Origin of the sequence: uncultured Flavonifractor sp., from assembly GCF_944383115.1 — a bacterium.
In the GTDB taxonomy this organism is placed as follows: domain Bacteria; phylum Bacillota; class Clostridia; order Oscillospirales; family Oscillospiraceae; genus Flavonifractor.
Genome location: NZ_CALWOJ010000054.1, coordinates 1 through 14,207 on the forward strand (window position 1 = coordinate 1; position 14,207 = coordinate 14,207).

The 14,207-nt window shown below is 62.2% G+C and carries 7 protein-coding genes; all 7 read right to left on the bottom strand.

All coding sequences use genetic code 11. The features are described 5' to 3' along the window. Positions 1–611, bottom strand: a 611-nt coding sequence (locus tag Q0K43_RS07080; protein WP_297289857.1) for a phosphate acyltransferase, incomplete at its 3' end; no start/stop codon positions are given. A 203-nt stretch (positions 612–814) separates the two neighbouring features. Beyond that, a complete protein-coding gene (locus tag Q0K43_RS07085; protein WP_297289858.1) occupies positions 815–4,507 on the bottom strand; it encodes an S-layer homology domain-containing protein in 3,693 nt (1,230 codons plus the stop codon). Between the two features lie 215 nt (positions 4,508–4,722). Continuing rightward, positions 4,723–6,108 (bottom strand): TrpB-like pyridoxal phosphate-dependent enzyme, encoded by a 1,386-nt coding sequence (locus Q0K43_RS07090; protein WP_297289859.1) that lies wholly within the window; start codon positions 6,106–6,108, stop codon positions 4,723–4,725. Between the two features lie 418 nt (positions 6,109–6,526). Continuing rightward, a complete protein-coding gene (locus tag Q0K43_RS07095) occupies positions 6,527–9,157 on the bottom strand; it encodes a cation-translocating P-type ATPase (protein WP_297289860.1) in 2,631 nt (876 codons plus the stop codon). Between the two features lie 141 nt (positions 9,158–9,298). Further along, positions 9,299–10,843, bottom strand: a complete 1,545-nt coding sequence (locus tag Q0K43_RS07100) for an ABC transporter substrate-binding protein (RefSeq protein WP_297289861.1) — start codon at positions 10,841–10,843, stop codon at positions 9,299–9,301. A gap of 168 nt (positions 10,844–11,011) precedes the next feature. Further along, on the bottom strand, positions 11,012–11,824 hold the full coding sequence (gene pgeF, locus Q0K43_RS07105; protein WP_297289862.1) for a peptidoglycan editing factor PgeF: 813 nt from the start codon (positions 11,822–11,824) through the stop codon (positions 11,012–11,014). 93 nt (positions 11,825–11,917) lie between these two features. Then, positions 11,918–14,207: preprotein translocase subunit SecA (gene secA / locus Q0K43_RS07110; protein ID WP_297289863.1), on the bottom strand; the 2,290-nt coding region annotated here is incomplete at its 5' end.

Consider the following 14,207-nt stretch of genomic DNA (forward strand, 5'->3'; position numbering starts at 1 on the left):
TGCTTCTGCTCGCTCACCAGGCGCTGGGCCTCGATGGTGTCGGGCATATGGAAGTTGACGTTCTCCACCAGGGCCATTAGGGCCAGCTTGGGGTTCTCATAGCCGAAGGCCTTGAGGGCGTCGGCGGTGTTCTTGATGATGGCCTTCTTCTGGGTGGGGTTGGGATTGACGATAATGGTCATGTCGGACAGGGCCAGCAGCTTGGGGTACTCGGGGATGGAGGCCAGGGAGACGTGACTCATGAGCCGCTCGGTGCGCAGGCCGTTCTTCTTGTCCAGCACAGGCATCAGGAAGTCACGGGTGGGCATGTTGCCGCGCATGAGGATGTCGCCCTCGCCGCAGTGGATCACGTCGATGGCGGCCTGGGTCACATTGTGGCCGGGAGCGGTGTCCACCATCGTATAGGGTTCCTTCTCCAACCCCAGCTTCTCCAGCTGCACCATGGTGCGGGCGCGGTCACCCACCAGTACGGGCTGCACAAACCCCTCCTGCTGGGCCTGGAACAGGCCCTGGAGCATATTTTCGCCGTCAGCGCCGGCCAGTACCACCCGCAGGGGTGCGTTCAGTTTGGGAACGCGGCTGATGATTTCATCAAAATTTTTCAGTTCCATTGGATGATCTCTCACCTTTCCAATTGATGCCGCGAAGCGGCGTTTGTTCTATTATTATACCGTATAGTTTCGGAGAATACAAGGTGTTTCCACAGGGAATACGCACGATATTTCCCCTTTCCCCTTCATAAGGGGACAGATTCCGGGCAAAAAGCAGCCGCCGGGGCATTACAGCCCCGGCGGCCCCGGTTCAGCGCAGGATCTTATTTGGCTACGTTCTCACAAAAGCGCATGAGCATGGTGGCAACCTCAGCACGGGTGGCGGTGCCGGTAGGATCCAGCTTGCCGCCGTCCTTGCCGGTGATCAGCTCAGCGCCCACCGCCCAGGTCATGCCGTCGGCCGCCCAGGAGGATACCGTATCGCCGTCAACAAAGGTGGTCAGGTCGCCCTTGGCGGTCACGTCGTATTCCTTGTACTGGGCGTACCGATCCAGGATGGTGGCCAGCTGCTCACGGCTCACAATATCGTCGGGAGCAAACACGGTATCGCTGTAGCCCTTGACGATGCCCTCGGAGGCCGCCCAGCGCACCGCCTCAGTGTACCAGGTGTCGCCGGCCACATCCTCGAAGGTCATGGCGTAGTTCACCTGGGGCTGCCCCTCCAGCCGCCACAGGATAGTCACGATCATGCTGCGGGTGGTGGTCATCAGGGGGGAGAAGGTGGTGGAGGAGGTGCCGTCCATCAGCTTGTTGTTGTAGACATACTCCACCGCGCCGTAGAACCAGTCGTCCACGTCCACGTCGGTGAAGGCCAGCTCGCTGCTCACCGGCGCCTCCGCAAAGGTCGCCTTTACGGTCACCTTGGAGGCGGGCATGGCAAAGGTGTAGACGCCCTCACCCTTATCCGTCAAGGCGATCTCCTTGCCGTCCTTGTCGGTAACGGTAAGGCTCTCCAGCACATAACCTTCGTTGGGCTTGACCGTGAGGGTGATCTCCGCATCCTCGGCCGCAGACTTCTTGTCGGCGGTCACGGCGCCGTTCTCACTCTCTTCCACGGTAATAGCATAGCTGCTCACGCCGCCGCCACCGCCGCCGGAGGAGGGGGTGTGGAAGGCCGCGGTGGCTTTGATAGCGGCGCCGGACCCGGCGGCATAGGCCGCGCTCAGCTGATCCAGCAGTTCGTCGGTAAGGGTCTTGTAGGTGCCCTCAATGCCCGCAAAGGTCCAGCCGTCAAAGACCTGGCCGGCAGGCGTTTCGGGAACAGGCAGTGCCTCACCCACATTGGCGGCGTTCAGGGTAGTGGGCTGCTCGGCATCACCGAAGGTCACCTGGGCGCTGCGCTCGTCCACAATCACCTCGAAAGTGGAGAAGCTCTTGTCGTTCAGGAAACTCAGGGTATCAGGGTTTCCGGCTGTACCGGCAGTATATATAGCTTCATGATAGGCCACAAACTCGCCGTCCTGAGTGTGCTTCACATAGACATTGGCCCCGCCATCGGTCACAAACCCATCGGGCAGGGGGATGGTGACGGTTACCGGCTGGGTGATGGTCAGCTCCAGTGCCCTCTCCACAATGGCGGCGTTGGCGTTATTCACACCCTCCCCGGCGATTATGATATCCTCCGGATTTTCGCCGCCAAGGTTCGCCGTGGTGGCCACCACGTTGTACCTGGGGGTGATGTCCAGCTTCAGGGTCTTGTTTTCTCCCTCCGCAGAGACTTCCACAATACTGACATCCATATAGGGCTGGATGACGATGGTGACCGTCTTTTCCGTTGTGTCAATTCCTTCCGTTTCCAGCGCGCCGGTGACTTCCTCACTGGCAGCGGTCAGGGTGTTCTCGTTGGCCTTGGTCCCGGCGGCCACGTCCAGGCCGGAGCCGGTGACCAGATCTTCAGCGGCTTCCAGAGCCGCTTTCAGGTCGTCAGCCCCCTCCGGCGCGCTGACGCTGGGGGCGGCGGGCACCACCGCCGCGGCTGTATCGGACGCCTTCACCACCTGGTAGGGATAGGCCCCGGTGCCCTCGACGACGGTGTAACCCTCTGGCAAGAAATCGCTCAGCGGCACCTCTTTGGAGGCGGGCACACCCTCGGGGCGAACATCAGTATACTTTCTTGTGACCGTATCGCTGGCAAAGCAGCCGCCGGTGATGGAGAGCTCGGCGGTGTATTTTGGCTGCGTGTCCGTCTTTTTGTCATAGTAGGTGTGGGCGATCACGCTGCCGTAATTGCCCCCTGTCACAGTGCAGTCGCCGGAGGCGCTTACCTCCAGCAGATCCAGGTCGGCATCCTGGATGGTCACATCGGCCGACGTGCTGTAAAAGCCGATGCGCAGCCGGTCGCCGGAAACATACTTCAAATCAAACTCGCTGCCCAGCAGATTGAGGAAGTCGCAGTTCTTCTGGATCACAATGCTGCCGGTGAATCTGTGCTTATTGGCGTAAAGGCTGCGGCCGCCGCTGTAAGGCGTGCGGATCACGATATCCTCATCGCTGTCCACCTGGAGGTAGGTTTTGGCCTCATCCGTGGCGTTGACACCCTGGGTGACGCTGGTGTAGCAGTTGCCGGAGGAGCTGCTGCTGGTGGCCACCACACCCGCCTCCACCTTTTCCGCCATGGTCATCGAGGAAACCTTATAGGTGACGGGCTCGCCGCTCTGCTCCACAGCCTTGTACCACTGGGCAAGCTGGGCGTCAGACGGCTTGGTGGAGAAGGTGCCACCGGTGATGGTGACGGTGCCGCTGCCGGTGATCTTGCTCAGGTCATAGGTGGTGCCGCTGGTGATCTTGATCGTACCGTTGTTCTCGATGTCGTAGACCGTGGCGGAGTTACCACTGAGGGACATAGTACCGTTGTTCACGATTTGGGAACTGTCGGCCAGATCCGAACCATAGATCTGCATGGAGCCATTGTTGGTAATGGTACCCACAGCATGACCATAGGAATAAAAATAGATCTCCTTGCCCTCGGGAATGGCGGCGGTCTCCGCCGTGTCAACCATCATTTTGACATACTTCGTCGTTTGGTCTACCGCCTGCTGAAGGTCGTCAAAAACCACCGAGCCGTCATAGGCAACAGGCTGGTAGTCATCGGTGTCCACCGTGGCCTGGGATCGGGACGGGAACATATATTCCGTGCCGATGACCGTAACCTCCGTGGAAGAGGGGTCTTCCAGATAATTGCCATTGAGCTTCAAGGTAGTAGTATTCTTGTTGACCTTCCATACTCCAACAGAACAGAAGGAATCCTTGGGGTTCTCTGTGACATAGAACTGGTTGTCGGTAATAGTCAGTTCCTTGATCGCCACACCCAGGAAACCCGCCGTATACTGGATATGGACGTAGCGCAACTGGGTATCCGTGGTGTTGGTGTGCTGGAACACGTTGTTTTGAATTACAATGCTGGCACTCTTGGTGGGCGTGATCTGAATGGCGTCCCAGTCGATGTTGTCAAAGGTACAGCCGGTGATGGTGGCAGTGCCGGTAAGACCGGAGGCGTAGATGGCGCTCTGGTTGCCGGTCTTGCTCTCCCAGCCGTAGTAATCACAGGTATCCTTGTCCACTACCGTGTTGTTGTGGATATTCACAAACTTCACGTTCTTTACCGTGGCGCCCGCCGTGGGGATATAGACGCCGATGTGGCCGCTGAGGGTGTGGCCGTCGCCGTCCAGGGTGGTGCCGGCCTTCAGGGAGTAATTTACACCCTTGGAATAGTCATCCTTGTCCACGCTGTTGTCAATGTCTTTCAGCAGGATGATCGTATCACCGCTGTTTGAAGCAGCAATAGCCTCAGTCAGAGTATCGTAATGGGTGGTTGTCTCGCCAACTGTGATGGCAGCCTGGTGGTTGCAGCTGTCGTCACCCGAGCAATCGGTGACACCGGCCGCCATCGCCGTCGCAGGCAGCAATGATAATACCATCGCCAGCGCCATCACAATGGACAGCATCCTCTTTTTCATTTTATTCACTCCCTAATTTTATTTTGCTTTTTCACAGTTTGGTTTGACCTTCTTTTCTCTGTGGCAAATCTAGTGTAGCCCCTTCTCCTCATAAAATCAAGTACACAAGATAAATGTTTCTCTTTTGTGAAAAATATACTGTTTGTAACCGCAAATATTTTTGATTTTTTACAATACAAAGCCCGCCGCAAGTGTCTTACGGCGGGCTGGGTCTGTCAGATCCCCTTGTTCTGGGGGATATCGGGCAGGGAGTCAAATCCCTTTTGCAGTTCCTCGTCGGTGGGGATATGGTCGGTCATCTTGCCGGTGAGATAATTCTCATAGGCTGTCATATCGAAGTAGCCGGTGCCGGTGAGGCCAAAGAGGATGGTCTTTGCCTCACCGCTCTCCTTACATTTCAAGGCCTCGTCAATGGCCCCCCGGATGGCGTGGGCCGACTCGGGGGCGGGCAGGATGGTCTCCTGCTTGGCAAAGAGTACCGCCGCTTCAAAGACGCGGGTCTGTTCATAGGCCACCGCCTCCATATGCCCGTCGTGGTACAGCTTGGACAGGACGGGACTCATGCCGTGGTAGCGCAGGCCTCCTGCGTGGCTGGCGGAGGGGATGAACCCGCAGCCCAGGGTGTACATCCGGGCCAGAGGGGTCACCCTGCCGGTGTCGCAGAAGTCGTAGGCGTACTTGCCCCGGGTGAGGGAGGGGCAGGAGGCGGGCTCCACCGCCACGATGCGGGGGTTCTTCACGCCCTTCAGCTTGTCGGCCATGAAGGGGGCGATGAGGCCCCCCAGGTTGGAGCCGCCGCCGGCGCAGCCCACCACCACGTCGGGATACTCCCCCAGCTGCTCCATGGCGATCTTGGACTCCAGACCGATGATGGACTGGTGGAGCAGCACCTGGTTGAGTACGCTGCCCAGCACATACCGCTTCTTGCCGCCGCTGCCCACGGCGGCCTCCACCGCCTCGGAGATGGCGCAGCCCAGGGAGCCGGTGGTACCCGGGTTCTCCGCCAGGATTTTGCGGCCCACTTCGGTGAGGTTGGAGGGCGAGGGGGTCACGTCGGCGTCAAACACCCCCATCACCGCCTTGCGGAAGGGCTTTTGCTCGTAGGAACACTTCACCATAAACACGTCGCAGGTCAACCCGAAGTAGGAGCAGGCCTCGCTGAGGGCGGTACCCCACTGACCGGCTCCCGTCTCGGTGGTGACCCCGGTGAGGCCCTGCATCTTGGCGTAGTAGGCCTGGGCCACGGCGGAGTTGAGTTTGTGAGAGCCGGAGGTGTTGTTGCCCTCAAACTTGTAGTAGATCCTGGCCGGGGTGCCCAGGGCGCGCTCCAGGTTGTAGGCCCGGATCAGGGGGGAGGGCCGGTACATCTTGTAGACCTCCTGAATCTCCTCCGGAATGTCGATAAACTCGGTGGCGCCGTCCAGCTCCTGCTTGGCAAGCTCGGTGCAGAAGATGGGGGCCAGATCGTCCACCCCCAGGGGCTGGAGGGTGGCGGGGTGGAGCATGGGGTCGGGCTGCTCTGCCATGGCGGAGCGCAGGTTGAACCAACGCTGAGGCATCTGGTCTTCGGTGAGGTACAGGCGGTGAGGGATCTTGGTCATGTTCATGCACTCCTTCAAGTTTGGTTTTGCGGGAGAGGGCATGAATTTTTCTGCAAGGCAGGCATGAAAAAACGCCCTCGTCCCAAAGATTCTCTGGGACAAAGGCGTGATAAAAACCTCTGCGGTGCCACCCGGATTGACGCATATAAAATATGCGCCCGCTCACTTTCGCGTGCCTGCCAGCACACGCTCCCCTGATAACGGGCGGAGTCCCCGTCGCGCTACTCGGTCTCCCTTTCGCAAAGCCCTCAAAAGTCCATTCACCCGGACGCCGCCTGCCGCGATCCCACCACCCGCGGCTCTCTGTGAGGCCTTGATACCGGACTACTCCTCTTTCTCATCGGTTTGACGATTTAGTTTGGCATAGTATACCGCCCCGTTTTGTTTTTGTCAAGGGGTGATTTTGATTTATTTTGGGCTACCGTCCAGCCGTCGCTTTGGCGGCGCTCACCCGCTTGCCCGGCTTGTGGCTGCGGCGGAAGGCCTTGGCCGCCTCGCACACCACCACCGGTGTCACCGCCAGACCGGCCACCACCCCCCAGGCCCGGGGGGACAGGGACACGGTGGAAAACACGGTCTGGAGGGGGGGTACCAGCAGCACCGCCAGCTGCATGGCAAGGCCGATCAAAAAGGCTTTGTTCATGGCCGGGTTGGAGGTCACTCCCAGCCGGAAAAGGGATGCCTCCTCGCTGCGCACGTCAAAGGCGTGGAAGAGCTGGCACAGGGTCAGGGTGGCAAAGGCCATGGTGTTGCCCGCCGCCAGGGAGCAGCCCGGCAGCACCCATGCACCCAGCACATAGGCCGCCAGGGTTAGGGCCCCCACCATGATCCCCTGCCAGATGAGGCGGTAAGCAAATCCGTGGGCGAAGAGGGACTCCCCCGCCTGCCGGGGGGGCCGGTCCATCACCCCCGGCTCCACCGGCTCCACCCCCAGGGCCAGGGCGGGCAGGGAGTCGGTGACCAGGTTGAGCCACAGCAGCTGCACCGGGGCCAGAGGCATCTCCGGGAACCGAAACAGGGTGGCCAGGGCGATGGTCAGAATCTCACCGATGTTGCAGGAGAGCAGGTAGTGGATGGCCTTTTTGATGTTGGCGTAGATGCCTCTCCCCTCCTCCACCGCCGAGACGATGGTGGCGAAGTTGTCGTCGGTGAGGATCATGTCCGCCGCCCCACGGGCCACGTCGGTACCCCCCTTGCCCATGGCGCAGCCGATATTGGCGGCCTTGAGGGCGGGGGCGTCGTTGGTGCCGTCGCCGGTCATGGCCACCACCTTCCCCCTGGCCTGCCAGGCCTGGACGATACGCAGCTTGTGCTCCGGCGACACCCGGGCGTATACGGCGAATTTGTCCACTTCCTCCTCCAGGGCGGGCTGGGGCAGAAAGTCCAGGTCCTCCCCGGTGAGAGCACGGTCCCCCGCCCGGCAGATGCCCAGCTCTTTGGCCACCGCCACGGCGGTGAGCTTGTGGTCACCGGTGATCATCACCGGCCGCACCCCCGCCCTGTAGCACTGGTCCACCGCCCGGCGCACCTCCGGCCGGGGCGGGTCCATCATGCCCAGCAGTCCCACAAAGGTGAGGCCCTGCTCCAGGCTGTCGCTGTCCAGACTGCGGGGCTGTACCTCCACATCCTTGTAGGCCACCCCCAGCACCCGCAAAGCCTTGCCCGCCATGGCCTCGTTGCGGGTGGTGATCCGCCGCAGGGCGCTCTCGGCCAACCGGCACCGGCGGGCCAGCACATCGGGAGCGCCTTTCACCATCACCCGGTATCCCCCGCCCGGCTTACTATGTACGGTGGTCATGAGTTTTCGTTCCGAATCAAAGGGAATCTCCCCTTTTCTGGGCCACTCCTCCCCCAATTCGTTCTTGTCCAGCCCCGCCCGGGCCGCTGCCTCCACCAGGGCGGCCTCGGTGGGATCGCCGGTACACACGGGGCTTTTCCCCTTCCAACTCAGCTCGGCGTCGCCGCACAGGGCCCCGATGGTGAGGGCCAGATCCCGCTCCCCCTGGGAGGGCGTCCAGATGTCCACCACCGTCATTTTATTCTGGGTCAGGGTACCCGTCTTGTCCGAGCAAATCACCCCGGCGCACCCCAAAGTTTCTACCGCCGGCAGCTTTTTCACAATGGCCCGCCGCTTGGCCATGCGGCTTACCCCCAGGGCCAGCACAATGGAAATGATGGCGGGCAAGCCCTCAGGGATGGCGGCCACCGCCAGAGATACGGCGGTGAGGAACATCTCCAGCAGGTCCCTGCCCTGGAGCAGTCCCACCCCGAACATCACCGCGCACACGCACAGGCACAGGAAGGACAGAGTCTTGGAAATCTCCCCCATCTTTTTCTGTAAAGGCGTTTCACTTTCCCCTTTGTCCATCAGCATCCCGGCAATGTGACCCACCTCGGTCTCCATGCCGGTAGCGGTCACCAGACAGGTGGCCCGCCCCCGGGTGACCACCGTGGCGGAGAGGAGCATATTGCGCCGCTCCGCCAGGGGGGTGTCGGCGGGCAGGGGTCCCAGGGCCCCCTTGTTCACCGGGGCGGACTCGCCGGTCATGGCGGATTCATCGGCCTGGAGGCCGGCTGCCTCCAGGACACGGCAGTCGGCGGGTACCAGATCCCCCGCCTCCAGCCGGATTACATCGCCGGGCACCAGCTTGTCCGCCTCCAGCCGGGTCAGCGTCCCGTCCCGCAGGACATGGGCCGCCGGCGCCGACATCTGGCTCAGGGCCTCCAGGGCTTTGCGGGCGCTGTCCTCCTGGGACAGGGAGATCACCGCGTTGACCGCCACAATGCCCAGAATGATGGCGGCGTCCAGCCAATCCTCCCCCCCGCTGGCCCACAGGGACAGGGCCGCCGCCGCCAGCAGCACCAGGATCATGGGGTCCTTCAGCTGGCCCAGCAGCCGGGCCAAAAGGTTTTTCTCCTTTTTCTGTGTCAGCCTGTTGGGCCCGTGGGTCACCAGCCGCCGGGCAGCCTCCGCCCCGGTCAGGCCGTTTTGATTGCTTCTCAGTTCCTCCAACGCCTGCTTGGCGCTATATGTATGCCATTGTGCCATGGTTCCCGCTCCTTGCCCCTTTCATTTTCCAGCTTTTGGATACAGTATAGCAGGCCTGTCCGCCGGAATTGGGGGAAACCCGCCGGGGGTGGAAAAAGGGACAATAAAAGCGGCCCCCGCATCACGCGGGGGCCGCTGGACTTATTGGGCGATCTCCCAGTAAGAAAATTGGAAGAATACATTTTGTTGGGTGGGAGTCATGCCGGAAACGGTGTTCCACTGGGTCAGTACCGACCAGTTTTTAAAGCAGAGTACCGCAAAGGGGGGCTCCTCCGCCAGCCGGTCAAAGAACTGCCGGGCGGCCAGATCCCGGTTCTGACCGGTGGCGGCCCGGTAGGTCTGGAGCAGCTGGGCGGCCCCGGCATCGCTGTAGCCGCCGTAGTTGAGGGACCCGCCGGCGGTGATGAGGGCGGTGAGGTCAAAGTCGGCGGTGAGCCGCACCTCTCCCAGATAGAGGTCAAAGTTCCCCTTCTGGAGCGCGGAGACATAGGCGTCCCAGTCCAGTTTGGTGAGGGTGGCCTGGATGCCCAAATCGTTGAGGCCGTTGACCAGATGCTGGGCCGCCGCCACCCGGTCGGCATTCTCGGCGGATACCACCAGCTCCAGGCTGAGGGCCTGCCGGCCGCTGACCCAGCCGCTGCCGTTGTTGGTCCAGCCGGCGGCGGTGAGGGCGTCGGTCACCGCCTGAGACGAGTAGCTGAGCGCCTCCGCCTGATCCGCATGGTAGAGGGAGGAACCGGGATGGACCGGCAGGGCGGCGGGCTGGGCGTGGCGGGAAAAGAGGGCGGTGGATACCGATTCCCGGTCAAAGGCCCGGAGCAGGGCCTGCCGTACCCCGGCATCCCTGCAGGGGCCGCTGGCGGTGTTGAAGCCCACATATACCATGGTAGAGGTTGGGTAGTCCACCGTGTCGAAGGAACCGGAAAAGCCCAGGGCGTTGGTGGCGGTCAGGTCGGTGGATACCAGGGAGATCTGCCTGGTATCAAAGGCGTGGATCAGGTCGTCTGCCTCCTGGATGGCGTACAGAGGAATGGTATCCAGCGGCAGTTCCTCCCCCTGCCACCACCGCTGGTTGGCGGTGAGGGACAGGTCGTTCCCGCTGCCCGTCAGCACATAGGGTCCGGTGCCCAGGGGGGTACCCCCGGTCTCCTTGACGATGGGGATGTCCAGCAGGGCGGGGAGGGCGCCGTTGGCCCGACTGAGGGTAATGGTCACCGTCCCCTCCCCCGCCGTAATGGCGCCGATGTCGGCAAACCGGGCGGAATAGAGGGTGCTGGAACGGGCGCTCTCCAATGAGGAGACCACCTCCGCCGAGGTGAGGGGACTGCCGTCGGAGAAGGTGACGCCGCTGCGCAGGGTAAAGGTCCAGGTCAGTCCGTCCTCCGACGTGGTGTAGCTGTCGCACAGCACCTGGCTCACCTCAAACTGCTGATCCAGGGCAAACAGCCCCTCGTACATCAGCCCGCCCAAAGACAGGTTGGTGCGGTTGCCGCCGGTGATGGGGTGGAACCCGGCCTGGGGGTAGCAGGCCAGCGCAAATTCCGCTCCATCTGGGGCGGGCTCAAGGGTGGGGGTGGGTTCCGGCGTGGGGGTGGCCTCCGGCTCCGGCCCGCCCGTGCAGCCCGCCAGAACCAGGCAGAGGGCGGCCCCCAGAGCAGCCAGAATCCGTCGTGTTCGTTTGTTCAAGGGCAGCCCCTCCTTGTCTGTTTGCGGTATAAAAAATGTCTTTCCGGGAATTCACTTCCCGGAAAGACACCCCGACCCGCGCCACGAGCGCGAAACCGGGGGTATCGAGCCAAGTCGCCGGCGTTTCGTCGGCACGCAGGCTCGTATCTAGGGGGTATTGGATACCCCCTAGATGATTGCGATCATTGCCGCCTGGCTGCCCCGCTCGCCGTGGGTGACCCGGTGGGACCAGTATTTCTCCGGCAGGCAGGCGGTGCAGTCGCCGGACACGGCGATATGCTCGGGGTCCAGCCCCGCCCCCTCCAGCCGCCGGGCATTAAGGGCCTTCAGATCCACCCGGAACTTGCCGGTGGGCAGCACTTCGATGCAATGGAGGGCGGAGGCCCCCATGGCCTCGGTCATGGCATTGGGCACGTCCTCGTGGGTCTCAAAGCAGCATTTGGAGATACCGGGGCCAATGGCGGCCAGAATGTCCAGCCGGTCGCAGCCGTAGCAGTCCACCATCCGCTCCACCGCGCGGGCGGCAATGCCCAGGGCGGTACCCCGCCACCCGGCGTGAACCGCCCCCACCACCCGGCGCACCGGGTCGTAGAGGAGGATGGGCAGACAGTCGGCGGTAAAGACGGTAAGGACAACGCCCGGGATGTCGGTAACCAGGCCATCGGCCTGCCAGGGCTCCGGCTCATCCAGGCCGATGCCCAGATCGGCGGAGGTGACGCAGCGCACCGTATCCCCGTGGACCTGGCTGGAACACACCACCCGGCGCACATCGGCGCCAATGGCGGCGCAGAACCGGCGGTAGTTCTCCGCCACTTTGTCCGGCTCGTCTCCCCGGTTCATGCTCAGGTTGAGGGAGGCAAACTTCCCCTCCGACACCCCGCCCAGCCGGGTGGAAAAGCCGTGGGCCACTCCGCCGGCAGCCTCAAAGCCGTCGCAGGACAGGTAGAGCAGGCCATTTTTGTTGTGTTCGATGATGTTCATGGAGTCCTCCATTTAGGACGGGCGACCACAAGAGTCGCCCCTACGGAATCGTTGATCGTAGGGGCGGCCTTTATGGCCGCCCGCTGACAATCATCAATCGTCCTCGTGCATCCCGCAGCATTTCTTGTACTTCTTGCCGCTGCCGCAGGGGCAGGGGTCATTGCGGCCGGGCTTCTTGTCCTTCTTGACGGGCTGCTTCTTCACGGTGCCGTCGGCGCCGGCGCTCTCGCCGGTGACCTTGGCCACCCGCTCCCGCTTGACGGTGGCGCCGGTCTGGACCCGGGCCAGGAAGATCCGGCGGAGGGTCTCCTCCTGGATGGCGGCGATCATGCGCTCGAACATCTCGTAGCCTTCCCGCTTGTACTCCACCACGGGGTCGCTCTGGCCGTAAGCCCGCAGGCCGATGCCCTGGCGCAGCTCCTGCATGGCGTCGATGTTGTCCATCCAGTACTCGTCCACCACCCGGAGCATCATCACCCGCTCCAGCTCACGCATGAGGGGCTCGCCCAACTCGGCTTCCTTCTTGCTGTAGACCTGGGCGGCCTTGTCCAGCAGCAGCTCCTCCAGCTGGGAGGCGTCGTACTTCTGCAGCTCCTCGTCGTCGAACTTGTAGTCCTCGGGGGTGAGGAACAGCCCTCTGAACTGGGCGCACACCTCCCGCCAGTTCTCGGCATCCATGTGCTTCTGCTCGCCCATGTGGGCCGCCACCTCGTTGGAGATGACGGTGGAGAGCATGGTCTGGACGGCCTCCTTCAGGTTCTCGCCGTCCAGCACCTTGCGGCGCTGCTCATAGATGACCTTACGCTGGGTGTTCATCACGTCGTCGTACTCCAGTACCGTCTTACGGGTCTGGAAGTTGCGGGACTCCACCTGCTTCTGGGCGTTCTCAATGACGTTGGAGAGCATCTTGGAGTCCAGGGGCATATCCTCGTCCACACCCAGCCGGTCCATCATGCCCATGACCCGCTCGGAGCCGAACAGACGCATAATGTCGTCCTGGAGGGAGAGGAAGAACCGGCTCTCGCCCGGGTCGCCCTGACGGCCGGCACGGCCCCGCAGCTGGTTGTCAATCCGGCGGGACTCGTGGCGCTCGGTGCCCAGGATGAACAGGCCGCCCACTTCCCGTACCTTGTCGGCCTCCTCCCGGATGGCGTCCTTGTACTTGGCCTCCGCCTCGGTGAACATCTTCCGGGCCTCCAGGATCTCCTGGTTGTCGGTGTCGGCAAAGCCGGTGGACTCGGCGATCAGTTCGTCGCTCAGTCCGGCCTTTCGCAGCTCAGCCTTGGCCAAAAACTCGGCGTTACCGCCCAGTAGGATATCGGTACCACGGCCGGCCATGTTGGTGGCCACGGTGACCGCCCCCAGCTTACCGGCCTGGGCCACGATCTCGGCTTCCTTCTCGTGGAACTTGGCGTTCAGCACGTTGTGCTTGATGCCCTTCTTGCGCAGCATCTCGGAGATCTGCTCCGACTTTTCGATGGAGATGGTACCCACCAGCACGGGCTGGCCCTTGGCGTGGCACTCCTCGATCTGTTTGACGATGGCCCGATACTTGCCAGCCTCGGTCTTGAACACCACGTCGGGATGGTCAATACGGGCCAGCGGCTTGTTGGTGGGGATCTCCACGATGTCCAGGGAGTAGATGGTGCCGAACTCCTCCTCCTCGGTCATGGCGGTACCGGTCATACCGGAGAGCTTGTGATACAGGCGGAAGTAGTTCTGGAAGGTGATGGTGGCCAGGGTCTTGGACTCCCGGGCCACGGTGACGTGTTCCTTGGCCTCGATGGCCTGGTGGAGGCCCTCGTTATAACGGCGGCCGTACATGAGGCGGCCGGTGAACTCGTCCACGATGATGACCTCGCCGTCCTTCACCACGTAGTCGATATCCCGCTTCATCAGGCCCCGGGCCTTGATGGCCTGGTTGATGTGGTGGGAAAGGGTGGTGTTCTCAGGATCGGCCAGGTTCTCGATCTGGAACTGCTGCTCAGCCTTGGCAATACCACGGGCGGTGAGGGTGACGGTGCGGGCCTTCTCATCCACGATGTAGTCGGCGTCCACGTCCGGGTCCTCTTCCTCCTTGGTGTCCACCTTGGCCACCCGCTGACCCTTCAGCCGGGCCACAAAGGCGTCCACGATGGTGTACAGCTGGGTGGACTTGTCCCCCTGGCCGGAGATGATGAGGGGGGTACGGGCCTCGTCGATGAGGATGGAGTCCACCTCATCCACGATGGCGAAGGCGTGGCCCCGCTGCACCATCTCGGTGGCGTAGATGCACATGTTGTCCCGCAGGTAATCGAAGCCAAACTCGTTGTTAGTGCCGTAGGTGATGTCGGCGGCGTAGGAGGCCTTGCGGTCCTTGGGCTGGATGTCGTGGATCACCAGA